Below are 26060 nucleotides of genomic sequence, written 5' to 3' on the forward strand. Positions count from 1 at the left end.
CGCTGTCCCTGGTCGGGCAGCCGACGCCGATCCGCCCCAGCACCTCACCTGCGGCAAGTTCAACTCAAGATCACTGGTTGCCGGTTTCCGTCGTATCTTGGCCGACCCCCCGGAAGGGATGAGGGGGGCCGCAATGGCTGATCGGGCGTTCATCTGACGAAGGCTTGAACGCGTTTGCGGGGAGTCGGATATGCATGTGCACGGACTGGTCAGGCTCGGGCAGGCGTGCCGCGGCCGGTAGGCAGGGGCACGATGGCGGCGTGCTGGCGGAGGGCGTCGTTTTCGAGGGTGAGCTGGCGGATGGCTTCCTCGTACAGGGCCAGGGTGTGGCGTAGATCGGTGTCTTCCCGCCGTAGCCGGCTCAGGTTCTCCTCCGTGCGCCCGCTGATCGTTTCGGCTGGGGCCGGTTGTGCGGGCGCTGGGACGCGGGGCAGGAAGTGTTCCTCGACCAGGTCGCGGTAGTGGCGGTGGAAGGTCGCGTGCGGGATGCCGAGGTGCCGCTCGACTGCGGTGACGGTGGGGCGGCGCCCTGTGGCGAGGGCCTGTTTGAGGACGGTGTCGATGGCCGCCTTGACGGTGTCGGCATCTGGCAGCGGGCGTTTCACGGGCTGGTCTCCGGGGTGTGGCGGGTGAGGAAGGCTTCGGTGGCGGTGCGCTGTTCGGTGAGCCGGTGGCGGAGGTAGGGGCAAGGCGGTCGCCGTTGGCGATGGATGCCGTCAGTTCTGCTAGGTGCTCTGTGAGGGCGCGGTGGTTGTCGGGCGTCAGCGCGGTGTTGCGGCAGGCCAGGGGCTGGCAGTCGCCCATGGCTGGGGTGTCCGCTGAGCTGGCCGGGGTGCGGCACAGGGCGCGGTCGGGGTTGTAGACGCAGGTGAGGAAGCGGCCGGGGTAGAGGTGGGGGTCGTGGCGGGCGATGATGCGGCGCAGGCGGGCTTCGTCGGTGACGACCTGGCCGTCGGAGACGGCGTGCTGGGCCAGGGCGGTGAGGCGGGCTTCGGCTTCGGCGCCGGCCGGTCCGGTCAGCCGGGGCCGGTCGGGGTCGGCGGCCATGTCGGCGAGTACCTGGCCGCGGGTGAGGGCTTCCTCGGCTTCGACTTCGTCGCGGAAGCCGGAGGTGCTGGTGCCTAATGGTGGAGTCGGGTATTGGAACCGTCCGAATACCCCCTCGGCGGGGAGGCGGGAACGGATCACAGCGGCGCCAGGATCATGAGGATCTCGTCGCGGTCGTCGTCTGGGGCGAGCCGAAGGGCACCAGGCCATCGTCCGATCTCCTTCCAGCCGAGACGGCCGTAGAAGTCTTCGAGCCCGACCCCGCCCCGTGCAGCGAGGTGCAGCTGCTCGAGGTTCATCTCGTCGCGGGCGATCTCACGGGCCCGGTTCATCAGCGCAGTGCCGATAGAGCGACCGCGGAAACTGGTGTGGCTCTGGAGGTGGTTGATGGTGCCCCAGTGCGCGACGACCGGGTTTATGTCGCGGCGGATGTTCAGCCAGCCAGCGAGGCTGCCGTCGATGGCGGCGAGGAGGAGTCGGCTGCGATCGGGATCGAGGTCCGCGATGAGCCGGTCGGCGACGGGAGCGACATGGTCTGTGTCGACGGGTGGGAAGGGAAACCCGGCGGCGCCGCCGGCGTTGGTGACCGTGATCCAGCAGTCGATCAGTTCGCGTTTCAGTTCTGCTGTGATCTCGTGCGGGCGGACGATCTGGTGAAAGGCAGGGGTGTTCGTGCTGGTCATAGCGGGAAGTGTCGCTTTCGGGTCGGTCACGGTTAGGCTTTCGAGTTGTGCTGGTCAGGGTTCCGCTGGGCGACGTCTGCGGCGTAGGCGGCCCAGTCACCGCCCGATGCCTGCTGCCACTGGACGGCGACTTTGATGTGAATCCCGAGCATCCGGGCAAGGATCGCGGCGGGGACTTCGGTCGCGAGGGTGAACAGGGCTGTGGACCGATCCTGTTTGGGCCGGATCCCGATCTTGTGAAGGCGCTTGCCGATCTGGCTGTCCGTGAGCGGGAGCCCCGGGTGCCCTCCCGGGAACTGCCAGGGGGCCTCGTCCGGTGTGCCGATCTTGGCCTTGCCGCGGCGGGTCGCGACGAGCTCGCGGACCAGACTGGCCAGCGGCATGGGGAGGACAACCGGCGAGGTGCCGAACGCGATCGCGACGGTGTCACCGTCGCTTTGGAGATCGTCGACGGTGAGCTGGCTGATGGTGGCAATCTTCTGTGCGTAGAGGATCAGCAGCAGTCCCGCGACGCGGTCCGGTGTCGGCAGTGTGTCGTCGTTGAGGAGGCGCCGGGCGTCGGCCCAGCGTTTCTCGCTGTCGATGGTGCCCTGGGGGCCGGTCCAGCGGACGGTGCCGTAGGTGAGTCCGCTGGCATGTCGGTGTTGTAGCGACCAGCGGACGAAGTGGCCGGTCTCGTCGGGGTAGCTGACCGTGGGCTCGGCCATCCAGCGTTCCAGGTCCGGCTGTGTGCAGATCCCCAGCGTTAGCCCTTCGCCTCCGAGCCAGGTGAGAAAGTTGTCGGCCGCGGAGACGTGGCAGCGGACGTTGAGGTCTTGGAGGCGGGTGGTGTGGTCTTCGCCGAGGCGTCGTCGGAGCCGGCGTAGGTGGTGCCAGACCGCGTAGCCGTGCAGGATCCGGCGCTCGGCGAGGTCGGTGCGGGCCTGGACCGTCGCGGTGATCCATTTCTCCAGGGCGATAAGTCGCTCGTCGCGGGGTGCCAGGGCGCCGGTCGCGACCAGGACACTGCGCAGGTGGGCCAGCACTTTGCCCGGGGGCAATTCGTCGAGGACCTCGTGGGTGACGGTCCTCTCGTCGCGTCCTATACGCTCCAGGAGGTCTCGGGCCTTCGAGCGAGAGACCCAGGCGAAGACGACGTCCGAGCGCTCGGAACTCGTCAATGCCTCATGGAACGGGCCGAGTTCGGGCCGGATGGCCCCGGTGGGGTTGCCGAGGAGGTCGCGTACTCGCTGGTCGAGGGCGCATCGTTGGCAGGGGCGGGGGCTGAGCTGCCAGGTGACGGTGCAGACCGGGCAGCGGCCCCAGAAGTCCGGATCGGGGTTGGTGCACTTCGCGCACAACGGTGCCTCCCAGGTGCCGCTTCGGGCCTGGGCGACGGTGCCGCAACTGCTGCAGGCCACCCATCGCTGCTGGCAGCGGTCGCACCAGGGCTGGCCGGTAGCCCGGGACATGTCGCAGAGCGCCGTCCGCCCGCAGATGCCGCACTCCGCGGTGATTCTCGGCCGGCAGTTCTGGCAACGTGGGCCATCGGGCAGCCGGTTCGCGACGGGCTTGCGGCGGCCGCAGCCGACGCACTCCTCCAGGTTCGCGGGCTGCCTGATCATGCAGTTCGGACACAGCGGCCGGCCCTCGGCATCGCGGGTAGCGGGCTCACGCACGGCGCCACAGCCGAAGCAGGGGACGGCCGCGTGGTGGGCGAAGCAGGCCCGGCAGATCCTCTTGCCGTCCAGCAGCTTGGACAGCGCCTTCACTCCGTGGCAGCGCGGACAGGCCGGTCGGACGACCTTGGTCGCCCCGGCTTTGACGAGTTCGTCGATGAACCGCAGGGCGGCGGGGGTGGGCGCTTCGCAACCGGCGCTGGTCAGCAGCTCGGGGCGGGCGACGACGGCCCAGGCCAGGCGCCGCTGCCCGGCGGGCCGGACGGTGGCGCGTGCGAGCGCCGCCAGGACCGCGTCGGCATTGAGGGCGGGATCGAGGCTCGTGATGAGCTCGGTGAGTTCCCGAAGCGGATCGCCGCCGGTGTCAGGGCAGTTCGCGCACCGCGGCTCGCCGCGACGGTCCCGGCTAACGACGCGTCGTTCTTCGCGGCAGCCCGCGCAGACGGCAGGCTTGTCGAAGCAGCGCGAGCACCCCCACCGTCCTCCGGTGCTGCTGCCGACGTAGCCGCATGCACGTCCGCACTCGCCGCAGCGGGGCAGTGCGACATCCTGGGCGCCGGCGTCGTGCAGGGCCATCAGCAGTTTCGCGACGCAGTAGGGCGCCGGTGGCTGTCCGGTTCGCAGTAGCGACGGGTCGTCGTGCAGGGCCTGGGCGAGGCTGCGGCGGCCTGCTCGTGCGCGTACGACTGCGTGGACGATGTCGCGGACGCGGGCAGCGTCCAGGTGTTTTTCGACGTTGCCGACGAGTCGTACCACCAGACCGACCGGGTCTGCGAGGACTTCCTCGGCACTACCGGTCACCGGTCAACTCCGGTAATCCGGGCCCTCTTTGGCCGTAGATCGCCGATGCCTTCGGAGGCCGCGGTCCCGCCAGTGGCTGCCTTCTTCGGCTTCGCCGCGATGCCGGCACCGGTGATCGGCTCGATGAGGTCGTCCATCGTGCAGTCCAGGATGTCCAGCAGGGCCATGAGGATTTTGAGGCTGAGCCGCTCGGGCCGTTCGACGACAAGGCGGTAGACCTGGCTGGACGACAGCGTGATGTCGCGTTCCTTCAGCAGCGGCAGGAGGTCGGTGGTGGAGAACATGCCGCGGTCCGCCATGACCTTGCGCAGATGCCAGTGGTAGTCAAGCTTGGCGGCCATCTTCGGGTCCTTCCTCGTCAGACGCCGGCGAACGCCGGGGCCAGGGCCTTGCTCAGAGCAGTGTTCATGAAGTCGTCGCTGACGTGCGTGTAGATGGCGGTGGAGCTGTCGCACTCGTGGCCGACCTGCTGCTGGATGAAGCGCCGGTCGACGCCGTCCTCAGTCAGATGCGTGACGTACGAATGCCTTAGGGAATGGGGGACCAACGCCTTCGGCAGCTTGAGTGCGTCCCGGTATGCCTCGAAGCGGTCGTTGATCGTGCCTGGCTGGAGACGTCCTCCGCGCTCAGTGATCCAGAGCGCCGGCTGATCGGGGAATCCGAAGCGAGGCCGGATGTTCTCGACGTAGTCCGCGACGGCATCGGTCGCCCAGTCCATCATCGACAGCACGTTCCGGCGCCGCGGCGGCTGGCCCTTCTTGGCCTTGCCGTAGCGGACGTAGCTGGGCAGGAACGTGAACAGGTAGGGCTGATTGTCGGGTTGGAGGCGTTCGAGGACGGCGATGGCCCGGGCGACTGGGGCGGTGACGATCCAGGTGGCGGGCACGCCGTGGGCGTCTTCGCCCTTGAAGGCGAGGCTGTGCAGGCGGTGGCGGTAGACGGTGCCGTCGGGGGTGCGCTGGAGGCTCAGGCAGCCGCGCTTCAGGTGTTTGATTACTGGCGGGAGGGGGTTATTCCGACCGTGCACTATTCCCTCTCGACTTTCGATGTTCTGACAGGTTTGGGTGATCAGGCTGCGCCGGCTGCGGCCCACGCCTGTTGGACGGCGCGGATTTCCTCATCCGTGGGCTGGCCTGGGCGGGTGGGCGTAAATCGGGCGGCGATGATCACCCGGCGGAGCTTGGCGGCCATGTCGGACAGGGCCGGCTCGGCCTTGGTGGTGTACCACGGGGCCCGCTCGCGGCGCTCGGCGACGTCGCGGGGGTGGTGGCCGTGCAGCGCGTACCAGGCCACGGTGATCGTGTAGCAGTACAGACCGAACGGGACGGTGCGCTCGACGGCCGAGCGGGTGCGGTTTTGGGCCTGACCGACGCCGAGCAGGTCGCGGGCCTCGGCGAAGGTGACCTCGATCGACCAGCGTGACGCGTAGCGGGCGATCAGGCCGGCCGCGCGGGTGGTGAGGTCGGTGGTGACCAGCGCCAGGTCGTAGCCGGTGTCGGTGGTGTCGTCGCGCAGGAGGATCACGCGGACGGTGCGGGTGTGGAAGGAGCCGTACCACAGGCAGGTGGTCTCGGCCAGGTGCACGGTGTCGGTCCGCTGATACCGCTTGACCTCGGTCCTGGTGAAGGCGGCGGTGGTGGCCAGGTCCTTGGGTGTGCCAAGGCGTTCGCCCTTGAGGGCGGGTCGGCCGCGGCGCCCGGTGGGCGGCGGGGCCAGGTCGTACAGCACCGCGCTCGCGGGCAGGCGGGTGGTGAACGTGCAGGTCGCGGGCAGGTCGCGGAGCGCCTTGCCGTGGTAGGCGGCGTCCGCGACGACGTGGATGCGCCGCCCGTGGTGGCAGGCGGCCAGCAGGCGGATCATGGACGCGGCGAGGCCGACCTTGGACTGCTCCTGCTTCGGGCGCCACAGCCGGGCCATCACCGGCAGGCACACCGGCCTTGCCAGGAACGGCAGTTGGACCACGATGCCGACCACCACGAAGCAGGTCCCGCGCCCGACCGGCTTCGGACCCCGGGCCGCGCCGTCGTGCTGCCAGGCCGCGCCGAAGACTTTCTTCCCGCGCCGCTTGAACAGCGTGTCGTCCACCGCCACTGTCAACACCCCATCTGCTGACAGGAGTTGGCGCACAACCAGATGGGAGAGGGAGATGCCCAGCAGGTCGGGGTTCCAGCTCGCGCGGGAGAAGAAGGCGTGGGCACGGTCGTGGGACCAGGTGCGCGTCAATCCCGCGCCCGTCACCATGCCGGTCACCGTGCCCCGGCCGGTCTGCGCGATCAAGCCCGTGACCAGCGCGGCGAAGGTGGTGAAGGTCGGTGTGGTGAAACAGCCCCGCAGGAACGTCAGCACCGCCAGCAGCGAAGCGGGTACGGTCGTGTCCGGAAGCATCGGCGGGTCCCTCTCAGCAGGCGACGCAAGCACCGCCGATGCTTCTCTGCTGTCCCGCCCCGCACCGCCAGATCAGGCCCCCATCACCCACCCGAGCGACCCCAACGACGATCAACGGAAACGTCGAAAGTCGAGATTCCCTCGATTGATTTCGTATTCGGTGAGGTGTGGGCTCGGCGAGCGACGGGCGGCTCCCTCGGGCGTGAAGGTGAAGCCGTAGGAGTCGCCTCAGACCGTTGCTTCGCGTTCGGCTCTTGCTGCCGTGGGTAAGGCTCTTGACCCTCACGTGGCGTCAGGCTGCATAGTCGGTGCCGTGGAGGATCACTGGACCGTGGGACGCGTGGCCGAGCTGGCCGACGTGAGCGTCCGCACGCTGCATCACTATGACGAGATCGGACTCGTTCGGCCTTCGGCGCGGACCGTGGCCGGGTACCGGGCCTATTCGGCGGGCGACGTGGAACGGCTGCGGGAGGTGCTGGCCTATCGGCGGTTGGGCTTCGGGCTGCGGGAGGTCGCGGAACTGGTCGGCGACCCGTCCACCGACGCGGTCGCGCACCTGCGCCGACTGCGCGGCCTGCTGCTGGAGCGGCGTGATCGCGCTGACGCCATGGCGGCGGCCATCGACAGGGAACTTGAGGCACGAGCGAAGGGACTGAAGGTGACACCGGAGGAGCAACTGGAGATGCTCGGTGCACGACTGTACGACGCGATCGGCGGCGCCTACACCGCGACACGGCGTACCGATCCGCGGATCGCCGCGCAGATCTGGGACGCGCTCGGGGACGCGCAGACGGTGCTGAACGTCGGGGCCGGCACCGGCTCCTACGAGCCTGCTGATCGCGACGTGACTGCGGTAGAGCCATCGGCGGTCATGCGGGGGCAGCGGCCTCCCGGCTCGGCGCCGTGCATAGCTGCCGCCGCGGAGAACCTGCCGTTCGAGGACCACTCCTTCGACGTCGCGATGGCCGTCTCCACCGTTCACCACTGGGGGGACCCGATAGCGGGGCTGCGCGAGATGCGGCGCGTGGCCCGCCGCGTGGTGGTGCTCACGTTCGACACCGACGAGCCCGGATGGCAGGACCGGTTCTGGCTTACCCGCGACTACCTGCCCGAGTTCGCCGCCGTCCTGGCAGAATTTCCCTCACTTGCGGGGATGGCCGACGCGATCGGCGCCCGCGCTGAGCCGGTGCCCATCCCGTGGGACTGCACTGACGGCCTGTTCGAGGCGTACTGGCGCCGACCGGGGGCGTATCTGGAGAATCACGTGCGCCGTGCGATGTCGGTGTGGACGAGGGTCGGGCCGCAGGCCGAGCAGCGGGCAGTACGAAGCCTCAGCGACGACCTCAACTCCGGCCGGTGGGCCGAGCGCAACAGCGTCCTCGCCGACCTCGACGCGGCAGAACTCGGCCTCCGTCTGCTTATAGCTTGAACCGCGTCGCAGGGGTGGATGCCGAACGGTTGGGCGCCGTTCAAGTGCCTGACCAGGTAATCGAGCACTTCTTGGACCGAGCGGTCATCGTTGTGGCCAGTCGAGTCGGTCATCGTCTGCCTTCCTGCTGGTCCTCGGCCCGAGCTGCGAGGTACTCGGCCCAGTCGCGTTTGGCGTAGGCGACCCAGCGGAGCGCGGTGTGGCGGTACATCCCGGTCACGTCGGCGAGGATCGGGCTGGGGAGAACAGCAGCGAGGGCGGCCAGCGCCCCGTTGCGCGCGGTGCGAACCGGGATGTCGTGCCGGTTGAGTTTTTGGGTCATGCCGTGCGTCGAGATCGGCTTGCCCGGGACCATGCCCGGGAAGAGCCACTGAGGACCTGGGTGGGCTCTCGAGAGCTGCGGCCGGAGTCGGGGCTGTTCGGCAAGTTGCCGAAGGAGTTCGGCGAGCCGTGGAGGCAGCAGGACGGGGTGGCGGCCCAGGACCAGGTGGGCGTGCTTGTCACCGAAGTTGAGGTGTTCAGGCGTCAGGTGGCAAAGACGTTCGGTGGATAGGCCGAACAGCAGGGTGATCGCGCCGCCGGCCCGGATATCCGTCGGCAGGGCGTCGTCAGTCAGGCAGCGTTGGAGGAGCCGCCAGCGATCGTCGTCGTCGAGCAGGTCCTGGGGCTCCTGGCTCGGGATGGAGGGGACAGTCAGTTCGCGGGTGAGTCGACGGCTCGTGGTCCATTTCAGGAAGATCGGCGGCGCGGACGGGCAGGAGCGGGAGGCGCAGCGTGCGCCGGTCGAACCAGCAGCCGCACGCCTCCGTGTCTGGGAACGGGCCGCTGGTCCACCAGCCGCCCGCGCCCCGGCAGTCGGGGCAGGACCGGCGGGGCCTGGGGGCCAGCTCGATGCGGTGCTGGTCGGCGTACAGCTCCCAGTGGCCGGCCTTGAGGACTGTGGCGGCCGCGGCGAGCGCCAGGGGCACCGCAGCGGCCGCCATCAGGGAACCGGTTCGGGTGAGCATCGGCTCAGGCAGTGGTGCTGGCGCAGTACAGGCCGCCGGTGTCGCCGTCGTGCGCGCTGCGCCCGCTGGTGCCGCGCAGTTCCTCCAGGACTTCCAGCAGGTCGTTCTCGTCTTCCAGCTGCGAGTCGACGTATCCGCGCCCGCAGGCGCAGGGGACGATCAGCGTGAGGACGTCGTGGTAGTCGGCGTCGTGGGTGATGGTGTGGTGCAGCCACAGGCCGCCGTCCAGGTAGGCCACCGCGCTCGGCTCGAACGCGTTGTCCCGCAGGGCGGGGTAGCCGGTCCACTCGTGTTCCTCGAGCGCCCTGCCGAGGGTGTCGGCGTATGCGCGGTAGACGTGGTCGGCGGCCGCGGTCTCCGCACCGTCGCGCTCCTCATCCTGGGAGATGCGGGCGGTGGTGGCGACGATGTCGAACAGGACGGCCAGCGGGGAGTCGGGCAGCAGTCCGGTGACGGGCGGGGTGAGGGTCTCGGTCACAGCGATCTCTCCTTCAGGTGGCGCGGTCAGGCGGCAAGCAGGTGCTTGGCCGGGGGAGTGAAGTAGGTGCCGGGGGTGGGCTCGGTGCCGGTGTTGCATGCGTTGCAACAGCCCTGGGTGCGCAGCGGGAGGCAGAAGATGTAGCGACGCCTGCAGTCGGGGCAGGTCTGCCTCGCGGCCATCGCGCGGTCCAGCGCCCACTCCTGAGCGAGCGTCGGCACGCGTTTCGGCTTGGCGAGGTCCTCGCGCCACAGCCAGGCCCGGGTGGGATGGGTGCATGACTGGTCGGGCCGGTACGAGCAGTGCTTGCAGCGCAGGACCGCGACCGGGTCGTGTCCGCCGGGGCTCAGCCCCTTCTCCCGTAACTGCCGCCGGGTAAGCAGACCAGCGGGACAAGCCCTGCGATCGTGCTCCGGCAGGGTCGCGCCAGTGCGGGGCACGCGCTTGATCTCGCGACGCCGCTTCCGTCGCGTCCGCGCCATCACTTGCCCCAGGAGCCACGGATCCGGGCGGAACGGTGCGGGTAGCGGGGACCGGGGCGGAAGGGGCGGGGCCGGCCGATCCGGCGACGCGGGCGGGGGATGAGCACGATCGGTTCCTCCAGATGTCGGTGGACAGCAAGCACCGCGCCCGCCGACGTCGTTCGTCGGCGGGCGCGGTGCGAGGCGGCCGGTCGGCCGGTCCGGTCCTCGCCCGCCCCGTGTCGGGGTGGGCGAGGACCAGGCGGAGCGACCGGAGGTCAGTCCCGGAAGGGGCATCCGGTGTGGGGGTGCTGGTCGACGGGCGGGGCCGGGGGCTGCACCGGGACGTGGATCTCGGGCTTGACGGTGACCTTGGCCGGGCGCCCGGCGATGACGCGGCGGCGCAGGGTCAGCCCGCGCATCGCGAACGCGGAGAGGAACGTCCAGGCGAGGACGGCAAGCCCGGCCGCGACGGGGCGGCTGGTGTCCGGGGTGGCCGTCCAGACCATCCACACGGTGGCCGCGCCCCACCCGGCCCACATCGCGCGCACGCCGTTGTTCCGGGAGAGGTAGCCGAGGACCAGGCCGACGATGCCGGTGAGCAGCCACAGCGTGTAGATGGTTGGCTTCGTCGATGTCTAGTGACAGCACTTGTGCACGGGTTTCGACGGCAGTTGGTGATCAACCGAACCCGGATTGTTGACGAGAAATGACGGCACTGCCGGTCGCTGCCCGCGGCGCGTCAACCATTCGCTGTGACGACTGGTGTAGGCCGTGAAGATCTGTGCAGGGGGCTGGCGTTGGCGAGCGGCTGGGCCTCCAGGGCGACCGTGAGGCGCGACATAACCGATCGACACCCCGATCGTGATGGCGTTGGCTGGTCGGCATGCCAGAACTGCGTACCGATCGTCTCCTGCTCCGTCGGTGGCGGGAGTCCGACCTCGAACCGTGGGCGGCGATGAACGCCGATCCTGAAGTTCGGAAATATCTGGGGGAACTGCTGACGCGGGAGCAAAGTGATGCCGCGGTGGCACTCATGCAGGCCGAGTTCGACGAGCGAAGTTTTGGGTGGTGGGCGCTCGAAGCACGAGAGACTGGTGAGTTCATCGGCCGCGCCGGCCTGGACGAGGTGGGCGAGGACATGCCGTTCGCGGGGGTGGACGTCGGGTGGCGGTTGAAGCGTTCGGCGTGGGGCCACGGTTACGCCACCGAGGCCGCCCTGGCCTGCCTGGCCTTCGGCTTCGAGGCCCTCGGACTGCCGGAGGTCGTTGCGTCGACGACCGTCAACAACCTTCGTTCCCAGGCGGTGATGCGCCGGATCGGTATGACCCGGGACCCGGCCGACGACTTCGAGGATCCGAGCGTGCCCGAAGGGCCGCTTCGCCAGTGTGTGCTGTACCGGACCCCCCGCCGGAATGCCCACGGGCTACACCACGCGGCATGACCAGCACCTTTCACCAGGAGCATCCCGATGCTGCCCTGGCAAGAGGTCCAGTGCCTCCCGAACTCGTCAACACCACCCTTCTGTGGATTGGGGCGCCTCCCAAACCCATCGACAACTGACTTCACTACTGCCGAATAAAGTCAACCCGGTCGCGCTCGGCGTCCGAGGCCCGTATCGGCGCGCTGGGCGCGTGCTCCTCGCTGTCATTCATGACGTCCTCTCAGGCAGGGCTGTGGCACCCGGGGATGGGCGGTCTTGCAGGTCGACGAGCGCGATAACTACTCGTGTCCAGACCCCGGGGGTGTCGCGGTCCCCGAATTGGCTGGCGAGGCGTGCGATGTGTTCACGCAGTTCGGCGAGCGCCTCGTCGGTCAGCCGCAGCGCACCACGGTGAACATCGACCTCTCGGCGACCACCGGCCTGCTTGGACCGGTAGGCGGCGCTGATGTCGGCCCGAGTGGCGTCCAGCATCGAGCCAAGGAACTCGGCCATCTCTTCCGGGCTCGCGGCATCACTGGGGGGTTCTGTGACCGCGGGGGCATAGACCCGCTCGACTTTGCCGCGGGCTAGCGGCCGGTATTCGGCGATCTCGATCAGCCCGGCCCGTTCGAGCTGTCCCAGGTGGTAGTAGAGCCGGTCGGCCGGAAGATCGGCGCGGTCGGCAAGCTCACGTGCGGACTGCGGCGTCTCCCACAGCGCCTCCAGGAGCCGGATGCGCAGGGGATCAGCAAGCGCCTTGTGCACACCGCGCCACCGGGGAGGCGGCGCATCGGATCTCTGTGTGCTCATCGACTGGCTCCGTTCATTGCATCAATCTCTATTGGTTGGAAAATCTTACAACCAATAGGAACATGCGGCCAGCTGAGTGTTCATGAGCGCCCCCAACGGCGTCGGCGTCGGGCTGACAGCCGCCCGCCAGTTGGCGTGATCAGTGCTCCTCGTCCTCGTCGAGTTCCGGGGCGCCCGGGTCGCGCAGCGGGCGCAGGCCCCCGCTGGCCGGGGTGGAGGCGGTGAAGCTGTAGCGGCCCAAGACGTTGAGGTTCCTGTGCTTGAGCGGAGATAGCCGGGCGATGTCAGGAAACCCAGCGTCAGCAAGGATTGAGACCTTGACAGTTAGTGACCATAAGAAACTTCTTCTCGTCGAGCGAGTGACCAATGAGCAGCTGCTCGCCTTCATCACGGGGCAGCTCGATGCACTGGGCCCGCGCAGCGCAGCGACGGAAAACCTGGTCCTCGGCGTCCGGCGCCTGATGGCCCTCTGGGAGGAGATCCTGCCGCACCTCGAGGACGCCGGCCCCGACTACGCAACCGGCGTCGCCGACGGTCTCGGCCAAGGACTGCGCCACATCGCCACCGCCTGGGACCACCACCCCGACTACCAGTCCCGGTTCCACCCGCAGGCGCCCGCCCTCGCCTCGGAGTGGCCGCAGTGAGCTGGGACCGTCCGAGGCCGCTCCCCCAGGGTGCGGTCGTGTCCGGGAAGATCTCGCCGGACTCGGTCACGGTGACCAAGGTCCCGGACGACATCACCGAGGAGCCGGAAATGCTGCGCCGACTCCTCGTACTGGCGGTGCGCGACGGCCTGGGCGTGAACGAGCAGACGGCCGAGCGCTATCTCGCCGCGCACGAGCGCCACCATGAGGCGGCGAGCCGGTGACGGCCGCTGCAGGGACGGAAGGGACCGAACTCGCGGAAGTGGTCGATGCCGAACTGGTCGACGACGACCAGCCTGCCCGGTGGTTGCCCGCCACCGTCGCAGTCCCCGGGCCCTCTCCCGAGTACCGCATCACCCGGGACACGCTGCTCGTCGAAGGGGAGCTGCCGCCGCGCGTCGATGAGCAACCCGCCTTCACCGAGCGGGACTTCATCGTGCCGCCCTCCGCCAAGCGGCGGGCCGAGGAGCGCGGCGCGAGGAACACTCGCGTCAACCGCGACACCACGCGAGACCGCTTCGAGGAGTGGTGCGTGAAAGAGGGGCGGATCGCCCGGCCGGCCACCACCACGGCGAACGTCGTCGCCTACTTCGACCACCTGATGGAGGTCGGCACTCCCGCATCGTCACCTGGTACCCCGCGGGCAAGCGGCCCGACGGCTCCCTCGTCCGGCAGATGATCGAGGACTACCGCATCGAGGAGTACATCCCGGCCGGTGGGGAGCGGGACCAGGCCGCGGGCCTCACCCTCTTCTACCTGGTCCAGGTACTCGTCAAAATCAACGAGAGCACCCGGATCGGCCGCCGGGACGCAGCCCTCCTCGCCGTCGCCTACGGCAAGCTGTCCCGCGGTATCGAGGTCGCTGACCTGCTCGTGAAGAACCTCCGCGTGACTGACGACGGAGTGTGGGTCTACACCGCGAAGTCCAAGACCCGCCGCGATGGCGAGGGCAAGTGGCGGTTCATCCGCGACCGGGCCGACCTGCAGATCGTGCGGCGCGTACGGGCCTGGCTCGGTGACCTGCGCGAGCTCGACGCCGACAACCCGATCTTTCCGCTGTTCCGGGCCCTGTCCACCACCGGCAACCTGAAGGGGCGCGGCAACGCCACGGTGCGCGGCCTGCACCTGTCCGGCAGGGCGATCAACGAGATCGTGAAGAAGCGCGCGGCCGCCGCCGGGGTGACGTACATCAACGGCCTGAAGGTGACGAGCCACTCCCTGCGGGCCGGCCCGAACACCGACATGAAGCGCGCCAAGGTGCCCCTCGCCGACCGGCGCGAGGCAGGCGACTGGGGCGAGAAATCTCCGCTGCCCGACTCCCGCTACAACCGGCCGGACGACACCGTGGACGCCACCGAGACCGACCCGCTGGACGCCGTGCCGCTCTTCGGTAGGTTCAAGGAGGACCCCACTTCACCATAAAGACGCAGGTCAGAGCCATTCTTCGGATCGGGTAGCCAGATCGGTATGCCCGGCGGCATACTCGAACCATGGCAGACACCAGCGTCAAGATCGACGACATCACCAGGGACAGGCTCAAGGCCCTGGCCGACGGGGCGGGCATGTCCATGAAGGACTACCTCGCCAAGGTGGCCGCGGAGAAGGAGCACGAGAAGCTGCTCGACTCCGCGACGGCCGCATTCCGCCGCGTCATCGGCGAGCCCGGCATCCTGGACCGGTTCGACGCCGACTTCGGCGGGCTCCCGTCGGCGGCCGCGCACGAGATTCAGCGGGCGGCCTGAACCTGTGGAACTGCTCGTCGACTACCGATGGCTTCTGGCCCGCCAGGAAGACATCCTCCGCACCGACCTCACCGTCAACGACCTGTCCGTACTCGTCGGCATGGCGGCCCGGCACCGGGTGAACACCCCGCGCCTGGATCAGGCGGACCCGGATGCCTTCTGGCGGGCCGCCGTGTTCCTGGAAGAGTGCGCACTGCTGCGTCCCCTCCCCGCCCGCAATGAGGCCTACGGGTACGGCGTCGCCATCGCCTACCTGCAGGCCTCCGGCGAACCCGTCGACACCACGTACGAGCCGTGGCGCGACCTGATCAACGACATCCGCGCCCTCCGCGTGGACTCGTACGGCATCGCCGATCGGCTGAGGTCCTGGCGCGCTCCCTGACCATCCGCCCGATCAGGGGCCACGGGTTCCCTTTCGTTCAGCGGCATCCACGGGGCAAGATCTCTGACCATGAGACTCCTCGTAATGGGTGGTACCTGGTTCCTGGGCAAGCACATTGCCGAAGCGGCCCTGGCCAGAGGGTGGGACGTGACCACCTTCAACCGGGGCCGCTCCGGGAAGGACGTTCCCGGGGTCACGCCTGTTCACGGGGACCGAACCGTCATCGCCGATGTTCGGACGCTCGCAGCGCACGGCCCATGGGATGCAGTCATCGACACGTCGAGTTCCGATCTGCCGCCACGGGACGTGATGTTGGCCACCTCGGTGCTGAAGGACTGTGCTGCCCGCTGGATTCACGTCTCCACGGTGTCCGTATATAGGGGCTGGCCCCACAGCCACCTGGCAGACGACTCCGAGCTGCTGGAGTGCCCAGCGGACGCGGATGAGAACTACGGCTATACCGGCGAGGACGGCAGTCCCACCATCTACGGCTTCCAGAAGGCGGGCGGCGAGCGGGCCGTGACCGAGTCGTTCGCCGGCCGAGCCGTGTTCCTCCGCCCTGGCGTGATCCTCGGCCCCGGCGAGTACGTGGGACGCCTGCCATGGTGGCTACGCCGTGCGCACCAGGGAGGCCCCTTTGTAGCGCCGGCACCGGCCCAGCGGCGGATCCAGCCCGTGGACGTTCGCGACGTTGCTGCGTTCGCGCTGGACCGGGCCGCCGGCAAATACGAGCCTGGGAGCTACAACGTCGCGCACCCGGACGGCATTACGTTCGAGGACTTCCTGGGTGCCTGCCTGGAAGCCACGGGCGGAGCCGGGCACCCCGTATGGGTCGACCCCTCGGTCCTCATCGACCACGGTGTGAAGCAGTGGACCGAACTCCCCCTGTGGCGCACCCACAACGGTGTCTGGTCAGTGGATTCGAGCCGCGCCGTAGCCACGGGACTCCGCTGCAGGCCGCTGCGCGAGACCATCCGCGACACCTGGAACTGGCTGCAGAACGACGGTCCCGTGGACCACCCGCGGTGGGCGGAACACGGGATCGCCCCCGAGAAGGAGGCGAAGATCCTCGCCTCCCTCTGATCAGGCATCCAGCACCAGCATTCCGTACGGGGGAACAAGCTGACGCTGGCCCGGAAGACGGGTGAACTCCTCCAGCCGCTCGCCAAGATCGGCGGCGAGCGCCGTGCCCTGCAGGTGCCGCTGGGTGAGGGCGCGCCGTAAGTCCATGGCCCTCGCCACGAGCCCGGTCGCCCGATGCGTACTGGCGATCGACAGCATCGCCTCAAGGGCTTCCGCGGCGCCCTCCAGATCATTCGACAGCAGCCGGGCCATAGCGAGGTCGGCCGCGGCCTTTCCGAAAACGGCGGTGGATCGATCCTTGGCCGGCCTGGCAGCCACACGCTCGAGCGCGCGCCGTGCTGACATTTCTGCGGCGCGCCCGTCGCCCAGGAGCAGCGCGGTCGAGGCGTTCGACATGGCCAGCCGCTCGTCGCTGAACCCGAACTCACCGCCTACTGCGTCGTGCAGCTCGTCCGTAGCGTCGGTGCCCACCTCCTCCGACATGCTCAGTGCGCGTCGGGCTGCTACTGCATCCCCTAGGTGCCCGTAGGCCCGAGCCTCGATCGAGTGGAGACGCCGCACCGCCACATCTCCAAGGCCGCCGTATGTAAGCGCGTGCCGAACGTGGACGGACGCCTGAGACTGCTCGCCCGAGTAGTAGGCGATGTAGGCGAGGCTCCCCGCTGCGTAGGCGCGCAGCGGCTCGTACCGCGCGGTCTCGCCGTAGAGCGCAGCCGTGCGCGCCAGGCGCTTGGCGCCGTCAAAAGAACCCAGGTCGAACGCGGCGGTGGACAGCAGGGCGGATGCCTGTCCTGCGAGGATGAGCAGAGCCTGCTGTTGGGCCGGGACGGCGGTGCGGTCGCGGTCGTTCTCCGCCTGCTCCCGCAGTTCCTTGGCTCTCTGCCAGACGTCGCGAGCGGACTGGTTGCTGTAGCTCCTGGCCAGTGCGTGCAGGTCGTCACGCAGTTGGTCGACGGTCAGGTCAGAGACGGAGGATGCGGCAGCGGCGCCGGCATCATCCTGTGCTTCACGTGCGGTCATTGCGATCTCGGCTTCCAGGTCGAACGTCGGTACATCGGGATCCGTCGACTCCGGCGGGGGCGCGAAGAGTTTCGACGCCTCGACGTGGAACATCTCCTGCAGGACGCGGCAAGCATCCGGGCTGGGCAGCCCCTTGAGCTGGCCACTCGTCCACCGTCGGTACTGCGTCTCGCCGACTGTGGGGTTCTGTGTGCCGCGGTCGATGACCTTGTCTGCTGCCTTCGCGAACTCCAGCTCGAAGATCGCCCACGTCCACTGTCGCTGATCAATCAGGACTTTGAGTAGCGTCCTCGGCTTGACCACTTCGGCCCCCAAGTCTCTGAGCGTCGTCCTCGACCAGTCGTCGGCGGAACCCTCCTCACGAGGGGATACCGCGTGCCGTCGACAGGACAACAGGTCCTGTGCAAAAGGCATTTAGAAGCTACCCCGAGGCCACGTCTGTCGCCCATAAGTGTCGTGGAAGCCACCCCGGAAGCCATGGTGAAGCCACCCGGGTCGGGAGGACTCTGATCGCCAGCCGCTGCTGAGTGTGGCGATTCGAACACATTCCGACGTCAGGAGTGAGAGTCGTGTATCCGAGATACGCCAAGCCGGCGACACCGGTCACCTCCCTCACGGGAACTGCGCCGGTCGCCGAGGAATGGTCAAGAACCTTTGATCTCTTGTCGGGTGCCTCCCCGCTGGCTCGCTTACACGCACGGACACGGCTGACGATGTTCAGGTGGCCCGGGAACGTTGAGGCCGCCACGGAGGCCGCCGGGATCCTTGTCGGCAACGCCGTGCTCCACGCCGACCCGGGTCCGAACCACGAGAACCGACGCGTGCGACTCCGGCTCGCCATCACCGAAGACCACACCCTTCTTATCGACGTCCACGACCCGCTGCCCACGTTCCCGGACTTTGAGCAAGCATCCGCCGGCGAGCTCGGCCGCGGCCTCTGGAAAGTCGGCCGGCTTGGCGGTGCACTCTCTTGGCACCTCTGCGAACGCGGCGGCAAGGCTGTCCGCGCGCACATGAGGCCGGGACCGGTGCCGGCATGAGCACCCTCGCTTTACGAACACGCGCCTGGTGCGCCCTCGCCAGCCCTGAGAGCAAGTGATGCTCCCCACCGCCCCGTTCTTTGAGAACGGCGTGAGCGCGAGCCGGCCGAAGGAGCCGCAGTGGACTCCCCCACTCAGCGCGGACGCCCTGGCGCGCCTCCTGGACCAGGTACGGGCCTGGAATCCTCTCGTCGTCGAGGCCGTCTTCGATGACCTGGACATGGCCCAAGGGGACCAGACGCCAGGGGCGGACGAAGTCGATGAACTCGCGAAACGGCTACGTGGCACGCTCAAGCAGCTCAGTGCCATCGCGGTAGCCGACCCGAAGTTCCCCGCAGATGCCGGGACGTTGCAGCTCATCGACCGAGGGCGAAGCCTGCGGGACGAACAGATGCCCCGCGACTACCGGTCGGCTCTTGGGCTCGCCCGTCGTTTGTCCTGGGTGACATCGGACCTGATCGAACGTCTGATCGCGGCTCGGCAGATCAAGGACGCCGACTGATGCACGACCCCAATGCGCCTCATCAGCCTGCGCACCGACACCGCCCCGGGCGGCCTATATCTCCCTCTTCGGCGGTGCGACTCCGGTCCCCCGCGGTTTCGTAGATCCCGCCGAAGAGGGCCCCCACCAAAACACGTCCGAGAGGAAGAGCGACGCACATGTGCCAGCACGAACCCCCCTGCCCCGCCGCGGTCGCGTCGGATCGCGAGGCGGCCAGGACCGTTGCACGAGACGACGTCCTGGGCTGGTGTGTTAACTGCACCTTCTTGAGGTCGTTGGGCACTGCGATGTCCAACTGCCCAGGGAGTTCTGTGTGACGTCGCATCTGCGCAACGAGCTGATGGAGGGGCGAACCCTCTTGCCCCGTATCGGCTCCGTCGTCGAGCTGGAGACCCAGCACCCTCCGTACGCCGTACTCGGCCCGGACAGCGAGCCGGTCGTGTCCGTCGTGCCGTACCTGCGGGATCTCGCTCTGAACGACAACAGCCCGGCCACCGGCCGCAGTTACGCCAACGACCTGCTGCGTTGGTTTCGGTTTCTGTGGCTGCTGAACGTGTCCTGGGACAAGGCAACGGAAGGGGAGGTGGCAGTGATAGTGGGATGGCTTCGTACCGCGCCGAATCCGCAGCGCCGCCGTACCCGGACGGATGCGCCGGAGCCGGGGTCGGTCAATCCGCGCACCGGCAAGCGGTACCTGAGGGCCGGGTATGCGCCATCCACGATCAACCATGCCCTGACCGTGGTCAGCAGCTTCTATGACTTCCACCGAGACCTGGGCCGCGGCCCGTTGATGAACCCGGTGCCGGTCTCGGAGGCACGCCGCCGGGCCCTGGCTCATCGCGGTCCGATGGAGGCCATGCCGGTCTTCCGCCGGGCACGGCTGCGTCAGCGCGTCCCGGACACCGAGCCGCGGGCGATGCCCGACGCGATGTGGGACGAGTTCTTCGAGGCCATGAACCATGACCGCGACCGCGCCGCGGTGCTGCTCTATGTCGCCAGTGGTGCCCGCGCCTCGGAACTGCTGGGGGTGACCCCGGCCGACATCGACTGGTCGGGCCAGATCGTCTACGTCGTCTCCAAGGGCACGAGGCTGCGCGAGCCCGTCCCTGCAAGCCCGCAGTCCCTGGTGGTGCTGGCCGGCTATCTCGACGCGATGGGCATGCCCGCCCCGCACGAGCCGGTCTTCCGTACTCGCCGCGGCCCCGACGGGCCGCTGACCTACTGGGCGATGCGCCGGGTGATCCAGCGCGCCAACGACAAGCTCAGGACGAACTGGAGCCTTCACGATCTGCGCCACACCGCGGCCGAGCGGATGGCGAACGACCCCAACCTGACCCTCGTAGAGGTCCGTGCGATCCTGCGGCACGCCGACCTGGCCACCACCGGCCGCTATCTGCATGCCCGGGTCGAGGACCTCTTCGATGCCCTTCAGGCCCACTACCAACGGCCACGGGTCGAGCCGAGCATCGCGCCGGGCTACGACCCGGACGACTTCAAGGTGGTGTTCGGTGGCTGAGACGCAGACCTTCACGGCCCGCAACCGCCGCGTCGACTACCAGGACGGGCCGTTCATCCCGGCACCCGTTTCACGTTTCGCAGGCGCGGAGTTGAAGGCGGCGCCTGCGCCAGTGCCGAGCACTCCGCCCGGGCCCTTTGGCGACCTGTCCACGACTCCGGCGAGTGAGATCGTCCGCATCGCCGAGCGGGAGACGAAGGGGCGGCCCAACCCGGGCCGTCGGCGGCACGCCGTCCAGCGGACCTTCGCATTCCTCGAAAAGACGCCGGGGACTACCTGGCAGGAGCGGTGGGAAGCCAGCGGCTTCAACAGTGAGGGCGCCCGACCGGTGCGGAGCCTGGCACCCGAGGGAGACCGCGTCTTCAGCGCCGATCTGACCGCGGGCATCAAGCTCGCCTTCTGTCTGCGCGTGATCCGGCCGTCGATCTCTGGGTTTCGCGCGAACAGGTTCCTGGACTACCCCGACCGGTTCCGCGAACTGCAGTCCGACCCCTACCTGGACAAGTACTTCGCCGCGGCCGACGCCTTCGGCTTCAACCAAATGCACCGCCTGCGCGCGAAATTCGACCTCACGGCCGCGCTGACCACCCAGGGCATCGCACTGGAAGACCTCACGCCCGCAGCGCTGCTGCACCACGGTCTGGAATCCAAGCGACTGGGGCTCACCCACAGCAGCTCGTCCGGCGCGACACGCTTCGCCGGCCTCGGCGCCTGGCAAGTGCTGCACCAGATGGGCCACTTCCCGCCCGGCACCCCGCCCACCCTGCGGGCCTACGTCTACCGCGGCCAGCTCACCATCACCCAGCTCGTCGACCGCTACCAACTGGCGGATCGTCCGCTACGCGGACGATTTCGCGATCATGGTGCATGGCTCCGCCGAGGACGCTGCGGCCCTCCAGAACGAAGTAGCCTCCGTGCTCGAACCTTTGGGGCTGAGGCTGTCACCAGCCAAGACCCGAATCGTGCACATAGAGGACGGGTTCGACTTCCTCGGGTTCCGCATCCGGCGGCGCCCCAAGCGGGGAAGTGACAAGTGGTACGTCTACGCGTTCATCGCCGCGCGGCCCATCCGCTCGGTGAACGACAAGATCCGTGCCCTGACCCGCAGGACGTCACAGGCTGACCCCGGAGACGTGCTGATCCGACTCAACCAGATCATGCGCGGCTGGGCCAACTACTTCCGGCATGCCGTCGCAAAGCACACATTCCGCATGCTCGGGTCCTTCCTCTGGCATCGGGTGATCATGTGGCTCAAGACGATGCACCGCTGGTCGTGGAAGGACGTCCGCAGCTGGCTCCTTGGCCCTCACGGGTCATGGCTGCCAATCACCGTGGACGGGGTCGAACTGATCAATCTGGCGCGGACACCGGCGATTACCCGGTACCGCTACCGGGGCGACACGATCCCCAGCCCCTGGCCCACAGCCTGACAACCAGTCCGACGAGAGGAACTGTGGAGAGCCCGGTACTCGGAGACGGGTACGCCGGGTTCGGAGAGCGGCCTGGAGAAACGGGCCGGTGGCAACACCGGAACCGCGCTTCAGGCCGACTCAACCGGCCAGGCCCTCCCTGTCCGACGCCACCCTTGAGAAGCTCACCATGGTGGGGACCGTCGCCGGCCTTCGGGTGACCGAGCCGGCCGAGGACTCGCTTCCGGAGGGGGCGTACCGGGCCGACAAGGACGAGTGCCTACCCATTGCGCAGCTGGCCTTCACCGATACGCCGCGCCCCGCGACCGCCCGGGCCGTCCGCGAATTCTCGGGCCCTGGCGAGCTGAACTCCACCGTCGGGGAGCCGTGGGTGACTGTCCATCAGGGAGACGATGCCCGCTCGGCGCTCGACGATGTCCGCAAGGCGCTCACGGAGTGCTCGGGCAGCTTCAAGGTTCCCGGCGCCCCCATGATCTACCGCGACCTCGAACCGGCCCAGGCCCCGGATCTCGGGGACGAATCCGTCGGCTTCCGGTTCACCACCAGCCTCTCCGGCGTAAGCAGTCCCGCGACCTACGCCGTCGTCCGCACCGACCACATCCTCACCACGATGATGGTGATCACGGACACGCTTCCGCGGCCCCTGCTGGAGGCGCAGCTGGCGAAGCTCCCCGGCTGAGGAGGGCACACAAAGGGCGCACAACGCATCAGGGCTGGTTTCCCGTGAAGGAAACCGGCGCTGAGCTCTGCTGCTTCAGCTGTCGGGGTGGCGGGATTTGAACCCACGACCTCTTCGTCCCGAAGCAACTTGGGCACGCGCTCTATCTTGGGCTGGTCCCCTTGCCACCTACTGTGATGGTCCAGAGGTGTGCGTGGTTGTCCGCCTCTGTCTGTCGGCGTTGTCACGCAGTTAGACACTCACCCGCCCATCTCGGAACCGTGAATGGTGTGTTCGATGTCGTGTCATGTCGTGGACACAGCCAAGCCAAGATCCAACTCCTGTCTCCCCTGGGCGGTCTCCGCATTGTTCGGAGCTGCTATGGGCTTCGTCGCCTGGTCGCTGACGGTCTGGGCGCGCGCGTACTGCGACGCGGGTTACGAAGCCGGCGGACGCCTCGAACTCAATTTCTTGCTCCCGCTGGTCGTGGGATCCGAAGCGCTCGTTGGACTCGTGGCGCGGGCCATCGGCCGACGTCTGGTGCTTCGCGCGCCAACGGCGGTCCGCGTTTCACTGCCGACGCTACTGGTGGTCGTTGCGACGGTGTGGCTGGCATGGTGGTTCTTCGCGACTCAAGGGACGCTGGACGGCTATCCCGGCGACTCTGGCCTCTGCCCCGTGAGTAACGTCCCGCCACAGTGGCCTGACTGGATCCCCGTCTGATCAGCCACGACTGACCATCGGCGGCCGTGACCTGCAGCTGTCTTATCGATCAACGCCCTGACCTGCTGCTGAGTTGTCGACGTTGGTCATCGTTGAGCGCCCTTCCACGGCCCCAGGACGGCCCGGGAGGGCGCTCGTGCTTTGGTGAGACTCGTCGCGAGCACCGCTTTAGGAGTTCGATCCGAACCCGCTCCGGAGGCCGTCGTCGACGGGTGCGACAGCCGGACAGGGGTGCTGGCGTACACCTTCGTCCGGCGTCGTTAATGTCAGCCGTGGATGTCAGAAGCCTTCTGATCCGTAGCTAAGAATGGATCGGTCATCCAGAGTCATTGCGGCCGCTTTCGGGCCGCTGTCGACTTCATGGCGGGCGCTGTCGGTTGCTGTCTCTGTTGTACGGAGGGGGGCGTGCGCCTCATCATCACCAGAGCCACCAGCGGGGTAAGTGCCCTTGACCTGCCGTGGTGGTGCTTGTCGCGGTTGCTGGTCCAGGGCGGGGGAGCCCGTAGATGGCCGCGACTTACCAACCGGTCGGGCACACATCGGGCACGCGTTCAACTGCACGGGTTGACGCAGTCCAGGCCATGATCCTATTGTCCGCCTTGCGCGTGGTTGCAGCCGACGGCAATGAAAGCCGACCGGATTCTGATTAATGCCGAAATCTGAGTAAGTGAGGGTAGTCGTGGGGGTGCTGCTCTCGTACCTGGTCCTTTTCCTTATTGAATGCGGCTTGATGGCGCTGCAGATTGTCGGCGCGTTCCTGCTCATGTTGAGTGCCGCTCTGTTTATCCGGCGCTTCGCTATTGCGCGCAAGCGTCGACCCGATGGCCACTTCCCGAAAGCGACGCCAGTGGCGCCATATGTGCTTGGCGGCATCGGCATTTGCTTGCTGGTTCCTACTTCGGCAGCGCTCTTCATCGGGAAGGAGTCGGGCATTTTTGAAACCTGGGCGATATAGGCCGAAAGCGTTGTGGTCTGCGGGGGCATCGTCGGCCTGCCGAGGCTGGTAGCGGTCGGCTGCGGGCGCGGTAGTTGCTGCACCTTGCTGCTGTGCATCACCAGTTTGGAAGACCCCGTACGTGGATGCCTGCTGACCTGCGAGGTCGTTGACCTGCGTGGGAGCTCCTCGCTGCCACGACTCCCCGCTGCTCGCCCCGACCCTGGACCGCCTGGACGACCTGGGGCCGTTACCCGACGACATCACCGTGCATCTGGACGCCGGCTACGACTCGGACAAGACCCGCACTCTGCTCAGCGAACGCGGCCTGCACGGCCGCATCGCACACAAGGGTGAGAAAGCGCCCATCCAGGCCAGTCGGCGTTGGCATGTCGAACGCACCCACGCCTGGCAGAACGCCTTCCACCGCCTCGCCCGCTGCTACGAGCGGCGCACCACCGTCATCGACGCATTCTTCGACCTCGCCGACACGATCATCACCGTGCGTAGTCTGATCCGACAGGCATGGACGACCCACCGCTGGCACGAACGCACGAACCGCCGACCATGATCGCACCACTATCCGCACGGCTTCCTACAGAGGCCGCGAGTCCGTTGTCAGTGGACGGTGTTACGTTCTGTGACATGACCGATCACGCGCTACGGCTGCTGCGGCAGGACCGCCGCCTGGCCGAACTGGCCGCCTTCCCCTTCAACTTCGACCTGGACCGCGCCGCCCATGGCCATGTCGAGGAAGTCCGCCTCGCCTCGGGCGGGCCGTTGGAGACGGTAGCCGGGGATGATACCGGCGGTACGTACTTCGTGTGCGCGGACGGCTCGGTGCTCTACGCCGACTCGGAGGGTGCCGCGGGGATCATCGGCTCAAGTGTCGACGAGACCCTGGAGCTAGTGATCGGCCTGCCCGGCTGGCGCGGCTACACACATCTGTCGCCGGACGACAGCGAGGAGAAGATCCTGGCGTGCATCGCGGAGACCGAGGACGAGATCCGCGAGTACTACGGAATCGATGAGGAGCGGGCCGAGCTCCGTGCGGCGCTGGGCTTCCCGAAACGCTCCCCGGTCGAGCTGGTCGGCAGACTGCGTGCCGCGCTGCTGCGCACCGAGCCGGACTTTGTACTGCTCAACGCGGATGAGGGGTGCGCGTACGACCGGATAGGCCCGGCCGGTCCCCCGCTGTGGGAGCCGGTGCTCGCCGCGGGCCGCGCCGATCTCGCCTGGTTGCGGGAGGGCGACCGCACGGCATGGCGTGAAGTCGCCGAGGACCCGGTGCGGCGCCGGATCACCCTGCGGGCCGCGCAGTTCGACCGTGCCAAGGACGATCTGGAGCTGCTGCGGCATCTGCTGCGGCACGAGACACGGTCATCGATGACGAACGAACTGCGGCTCGCGGCCGTGCTGGTGGGGCTGCGCGGGGACACCGGAGATCTGCCGCTGCTGCTTGAGGTCCGAGAGACGGACTTCGACACGGCGTGCGGCCTGGGCGGGATGCCAGAACCGGGTGCAAGCGCGGACGAGTTGCAACAGTGGGCGCGGGCGCTCGACGAGTCGATGTTCGGGACGGACCCGTCGGACGAGCCGGTCTCCACATGGACCGACCTGGCGTGGGACCAGGGGATGACGGGCCTCGCTCGGGTGACGCTGATCCGCGAACTCGACAACATCTTCATGGACCAGAGCAGACTCCGCCGCCCCGAAGCGCCCCGCACCCTGGCCACGGCTCCGCTGAGTGGGCTCGCCCGGGACTTCGAGGAACTCGGCGACCTTACCCAGGCGCTGCGCGCCCAGCGCCTGTACGCCGCCCTTCAGGAGACGGCATGGGACCGGGCCTCGGCCCGGCACACTCTGGCCCGCCTCGAGCGGGAGGCGGGCCGGTTGCCGCAGGCGGCGGACAGCCTGGCCGCCGTGCGCGACGCCCTGGCCACCCCGGGCGACGACTCACTGCGCCACTGGCAGCAGGTCAACCTCGGCCGCTACATCGCCGAGGAGCACTACCGGCTCACCCTCGCCCTGGCCGACGCGGGCCGCCCCGAGGAGACCTGTGCCCTCCTCACGGCCGCCGACGCCATACTCGGCGAGCTCTCGGAGAACGCCGCGAACGGCGTCCGCGAGCTCGCCGAGCGGACCGCTGCGAGAGTGCGGGAGGCCAACTGAGGACGGGCACGGCGGACGGGCGGTCCGCCAGG

32 protein-coding genes and 2 pseudogenes are annotated in these 26060 nt (G+C 68.3%); 22 read left to right on the forward strand and 12 right to left on the reverse strand.

Features of this window, described 5'->3' with window-relative positions; all coding sequences use genetic code 11:
- Nucleotides 1–209: 209 nt before the first annotated feature.
- Nucleotides 210–605: a helix-turn-helix domain-containing protein gene (locus tag OG395_RS03030; RefSeq protein ID WP_327241475.1), complete on the reverse strand. Its 396-nt coding sequence runs from the start codon at nucleotides 603–605 to the stop codon at nucleotides 210–212.
- 295 nt (nucleotides 606–900) lie between these two features.
- Here OG395_RS03030 and OG395_RS03035 point away from each other — a divergent pair, with 295 nt between their 5' ends.
- Nucleotides 901–1125, forward strand: a complete 225-nt coding sequence (locus OG395_RS03035; RefSeq protein WP_327241476.1) for a hypothetical protein — start codon at nucleotides 901–903, stop codon at nucleotides 1123–1125.
- A gap of 59 nt (nucleotides 1126–1184) precedes the next feature.
- Here OG395_RS03035 and OG395_RS03040 read toward each other — a convergent pair whose 3' ends face one another.
- The 5 genes from OG395_RS03040 to OG395_RS03060 are packed head-to-tail and all read right to left on the reverse strand — an operon-like array spanning nucleotide 1185 to nucleotide 6574.
- Nucleotides 1185–1730: a GNAT family N-acetyltransferase gene (locus OG395_RS03040; RefSeq protein WP_327241477.1), complete on the reverse strand. Its 546-nt coding sequence runs from the start codon at nucleotides 1728–1730 to the stop codon at nucleotides 1185–1187.
- A gap of 32 nt (nucleotides 1731–1762) precedes the next feature.
- Nucleotides 1763–4189 (reverse strand): site-specific integrase, encoded by a 2427-nt coding sequence (locus OG395_RS03045; protein WP_327241478.1) that lies wholly within the window; start codon nucleotides 4187–4189, stop codon nucleotides 1763–1765.
- On the reverse strand, nucleotides 4186–4530 hold the full coding sequence (locus OG395_RS03050) for a helix-turn-helix domain-containing protein (protein ID WP_327241479.1): 345 nt from the start codon (nucleotides 4528–4530) through the stop codon (nucleotides 4186–4188). The genes OG395_RS03045 and OG395_RS03050 overlap by 4 nt, the downstream gene beginning before the upstream one ends.
- Before the next feature lie 17 nt (nucleotides 4531–4547).
- Complete coding sequence (locus OG395_RS03055) at nucleotides 4548–5216, reverse strand: tyrosine-type recombinase/integrase (RefSeq protein WP_327241480.1); 669 nt, start codon at nucleotides 5214–5216, stop codon at nucleotides 4548–4550.
- Nucleotides 5217–5257: 41 nt separating this feature from the next.
- Nucleotides 5258–6574: an IS701 family transposase gene (locus OG395_RS03060; protein ID WP_327241481.1), complete on the reverse strand. Its 1317-nt coding sequence runs from the start codon at nucleotides 6572–6574 to the stop codon at nucleotides 5258–5260.
- A 331-nt stretch (nucleotides 6575–6905) separates the two neighbouring features.
- Here OG395_RS03060 and OG395_RS03065 point away from each other — a divergent pair, with 331 nt between their 5' ends.
- Nucleotides 6906–8003 (forward strand): MerR family transcriptional regulator, encoded by a 1098-nt coding sequence (locus tag OG395_RS03065; RefSeq protein ID WP_327249239.1) that lies wholly within the window; start codon nucleotides 6906–6908, stop codon nucleotides 8001–8003.
- A gap of 109 nt (nucleotides 8004–8112) precedes the next feature.
- On the opposite strand, the gene OG395_RS03070 is transcribed toward OG395_RS03065, so the two are convergent.
- Complete coding sequence (locus tag OG395_RS03070; RefSeq protein ID WP_327241482.1) at nucleotides 8113–8325, reverse strand: hypothetical protein; 213 nt, start codon at nucleotides 8323–8325, stop codon at nucleotides 8113–8115.
- Between the two features lie 60 nt (nucleotides 8326–8385).
- Here OG395_RS03070 and OG395_RS03075 point away from each other — a divergent pair, with 60 nt between their 5' ends.
- The gene (locus OG395_RS03075) at nucleotides 8386–8556 is read left to right on the forward strand and encodes a hypothetical protein (protein ID WP_327241483.1); all 171 of its coding nucleotides are present in this window, start codon (nucleotides 8386–8388) and stop codon (nucleotides 8554–8556) included.
- 458 nt (nucleotides 8557–9014) lie between these two features.
- Here the strand turns inward: OG395_RS03075 and OG395_RS03085 are convergent, their stop codons facing one another.
- From OG395_RS03085 to OG395_RS03095, 3 genes are all read right to left on the reverse strand, one after another.
- The gene (locus OG395_RS03085; protein ID WP_327241484.1) at nucleotides 9015–9488 is read right to left on the reverse strand and encodes a hypothetical protein; all 474 of its coding nucleotides are present in this window, start codon (nucleotides 9486–9488) and stop codon (nucleotides 9015–9017) included.
- Nucleotides 9489–9514: 26 nt separating this feature from the next.
- A complete protein-coding gene (locus OG395_RS03090; RefSeq protein WP_327241485.1) occupies nucleotides 9515–9970 on the reverse strand; it encodes an RRQRL motif-containing zinc-binding protein in 456 nt (151 codons plus the stop codon).
- A gap of 257 nt (nucleotides 9971–10227) precedes the next feature.
- Nucleotides 10228–10500, reverse strand: a complete 273-nt coding sequence (locus OG395_RS03095) for a hypothetical protein (protein ID WP_327241486.1) — start codon at nucleotides 10498–10500, stop codon at nucleotides 10228–10230.
- Between the two features lie 335 nt (nucleotides 10501–10835).
- Here OG395_RS03095 and OG395_RS03100 point away from each other — a divergent pair, with 335 nt between their 5' ends.
- Nucleotides 10836–11393 carry a GNAT family N-acetyltransferase gene (locus OG395_RS03100; protein WP_327241487.1) on the forward strand — a complete coding sequence of 186 codons (558 nt, stop codon included), beginning with the start codon at nucleotides 10836–10838 and terminating at the stop codon, nucleotides 11391–11393.
- Nucleotides 11394–11600: 207 nt separating this feature from the next.
- Here OG395_RS03100 and OG395_RS03105 read toward each other — a convergent pair whose 3' ends face one another.
- Nucleotides 11601–12182: a winged helix-turn-helix domain-containing protein gene (locus tag OG395_RS03105; protein WP_327241488.1), complete on the reverse strand. Its 582-nt coding sequence runs from the start codon at nucleotides 12180–12182 to the stop codon at nucleotides 11601–11603.
- A gap of 317 nt (nucleotides 12183–12499) precedes the next feature.
- Here OG395_RS03105 and OG395_RS03110 point away from each other — a divergent pair, with 317 nt between their 5' ends.
- The 7 genes from OG395_RS03110 (at nucleotide 12500) to OG395_RS03140 (ending at nucleotide 16033) form a co-directional block, all read left to right on the forward strand.
- Nucleotides 12500–12826 carry a hypothetical protein gene (locus OG395_RS03110; protein WP_327241489.1) on the forward strand — a complete coding sequence of 109 codons (327 nt, stop codon included), beginning with the start codon at nucleotides 12500–12502 and terminating at the stop codon, nucleotides 12824–12826.
- Between the two features lie 38 nt (nucleotides 12827–12864).
- Nucleotides 12865–13050: a hypothetical protein gene (locus OG395_RS03115; protein ID WP_327241490.1), complete on the forward strand. Its 186-nt coding sequence runs from the start codon at nucleotides 12865–12867 to the stop codon at nucleotides 13048–13050.
- Complete coding sequence (locus OG395_RS03120; protein ID WP_327241491.1) at nucleotides 13047–13505, forward strand: hypothetical protein; 459 nt, start codon at nucleotides 13047–13049, stop codon at nucleotides 13503–13505. Before OG395_RS03115 ends, OG395_RS03120 begins: the two co-directional genes overlap by 4 nt.
- Nucleotides 13502–14248 carry a tyrosine-type recombinase/integrase gene (locus OG395_RS03125; RefSeq protein ID WP_327241492.1) on the forward strand — a complete coding sequence of 249 codons (747 nt, stop codon included), beginning with the start codon at nucleotides 13502–13504 and terminating at the stop codon, nucleotides 14246–14248. Before OG395_RS03120 ends, OG395_RS03125 begins: the two co-directional genes overlap by 4 nt.
- Before the next feature lie 68 nt (nucleotides 14249–14316).
- On the forward strand, nucleotides 14317–14568 hold the full coding sequence (locus tag OG395_RS03130) for an antitoxin MazE7 (protein WP_327241493.1): 252 nt from the start codon (nucleotides 14317–14319) through the stop codon (nucleotides 14566–14568).
- A 4-nt stretch (nucleotides 14569–14572) separates the two neighbouring features.
- The gene (locus tag OG395_RS03135) at nucleotides 14573–14950 is read left to right on the forward strand and encodes a toxin Doc (RefSeq protein ID WP_327241494.1); all 378 of its coding nucleotides are present in this window, start codon (nucleotides 14573–14575) and stop codon (nucleotides 14948–14950) included.
- 69 nt (nucleotides 14951–15019) lie between these two features.
- Nucleotides 15020–16033: an NAD-dependent epimerase/dehydratase family protein gene (locus tag OG395_RS03140; RefSeq protein ID WP_327241495.1), complete on the forward strand. Its 1014-nt coding sequence runs from the start codon at nucleotides 15020–15022 to the stop codon at nucleotides 16031–16033.
- Here OG395_RS03140 and OG395_RS03145 read toward each other — a convergent pair whose 3' ends face one another.
- Entirely contained in the window at nucleotides 16034–17368 is a 1335-nt protein-coding gene (locus tag OG395_RS03145) for a DNA-binding protein (protein WP_327241496.1), read from the reverse strand.
- Nucleotides 17369–17622: 254 nt separating this feature from the next.
- Between OG395_RS03145 and OG395_RS03150 the strand changes: the two genes are divergently transcribed.
- The 11 genes and pseudogenes from OG395_RS03150 (at nucleotide 17623) to OG395_RS03195 (ending at nucleotide 26028) form a co-directional block, all read left to right on the forward strand.
- Nucleotides 17623–18093, forward strand: coding sequence for an ATP-binding protein (locus tag OG395_RS03150; RefSeq protein ID WP_327241497.1), 471 nt, complete (start codon nucleotides 17623–17625; stop codon nucleotides 18091–18093).
- A gap of 91 nt (nucleotides 18094–18184) precedes the next feature.
- On the forward strand, nucleotides 18185–18595 hold the full coding sequence (locus tag OG395_RS03155) for a DUF6415 family natural product biosynthesis protein (protein WP_327241498.1): 411 nt from the start codon (nucleotides 18185–18187) through the stop codon (nucleotides 18593–18595).
- A 158-nt stretch (nucleotides 18596–18753) separates the two neighbouring features.
- Nucleotides 18754–18912, forward strand: coding sequence for a DUF5999 family protein (locus OG395_RS58020; RefSeq protein WP_442818503.1), 159 nt, complete (start codon nucleotides 18754–18756; stop codon nucleotides 18910–18912).
- Nucleotides 18909–20111 carry a tyrosine-type recombinase/integrase gene (locus tag OG395_RS03160; RefSeq protein WP_327241499.1) on the forward strand — a complete coding sequence of 401 codons (1203 nt, stop codon included), beginning with the start codon at nucleotides 18909–18911 and terminating at the stop codon, nucleotides 20109–20111. Before OG395_RS58020 ends, OG395_RS03160 begins: the two co-directional genes overlap by 4 nt.
- Nucleotides 20112–20971: 860 nt before the next feature.
- Nucleotides 20972–21055, forward strand: a pseudogene (locus OG395_RS03165) (hypothetical protein); the annotation flags it as partial.
- Between the two features lie 18 nt (nucleotides 21056–21073).
- Nucleotides 21074–21541 (forward strand): group II intron maturase-specific domain-containing protein, encoded by a 468-nt coding sequence (locus OG395_RS03170; RefSeq protein ID WP_327249240.1) that lies wholly within the window; start codon nucleotides 21074–21076, stop codon nucleotides 21539–21541.
- 169 nt (nucleotides 21542–21710) lie between these two features.
- Nucleotides 21711–22220, forward strand: coding sequence for a hypothetical protein (locus OG395_RS03175; protein ID WP_327241500.1), 510 nt, complete (start codon nucleotides 21711–21713; stop codon nucleotides 22218–22220).
- 360 nt (nucleotides 22221–22580) lie between these two features.
- Nucleotides 22581–22922, forward strand: a complete 342-nt coding sequence (locus OG395_RS03180; protein WP_327241501.1) for a hypothetical protein — start codon at nucleotides 22581–22583, stop codon at nucleotides 22920–22922.
- A 679-nt stretch (nucleotides 22923–23601) separates the two neighbouring features.
- The gene (locus OG395_RS03185) at nucleotides 23602–23877 is read left to right on the forward strand and encodes a hypothetical protein (RefSeq protein ID WP_327241502.1); all 276 of its coding nucleotides are present in this window, start codon (nucleotides 23602–23604) and stop codon (nucleotides 23875–23877) included.
- A 172-nt stretch (nucleotides 23878–24049) separates the two neighbouring features.
- A pseudogene (locus OG395_RS03190) lies at nucleotides 24050–24427 on the forward strand (transposase); the annotation flags it as partial.
- 74 nt (nucleotides 24428–24501) lie between these two features.
- Nucleotides 24502–26028, forward strand: coding sequence for a hypothetical protein (locus tag OG395_RS03195; protein ID WP_327241503.1), 1527 nt, complete (start codon nucleotides 24502–24504; stop codon nucleotides 26026–26028).
- Nucleotides 26029–26060 lie beyond the last annotated feature (32 nt).

Origin of the sequence: Streptomyces sp. NBC_01320 (genome assembly GCF_035974375.1) — a bacterium.
GTDB classification, from domain to species: Bacteria; Actinomycetota; Actinomycetes; order Streptomycetales; family Streptomycetaceae; genus Streptomyces; species Streptomyces yanii.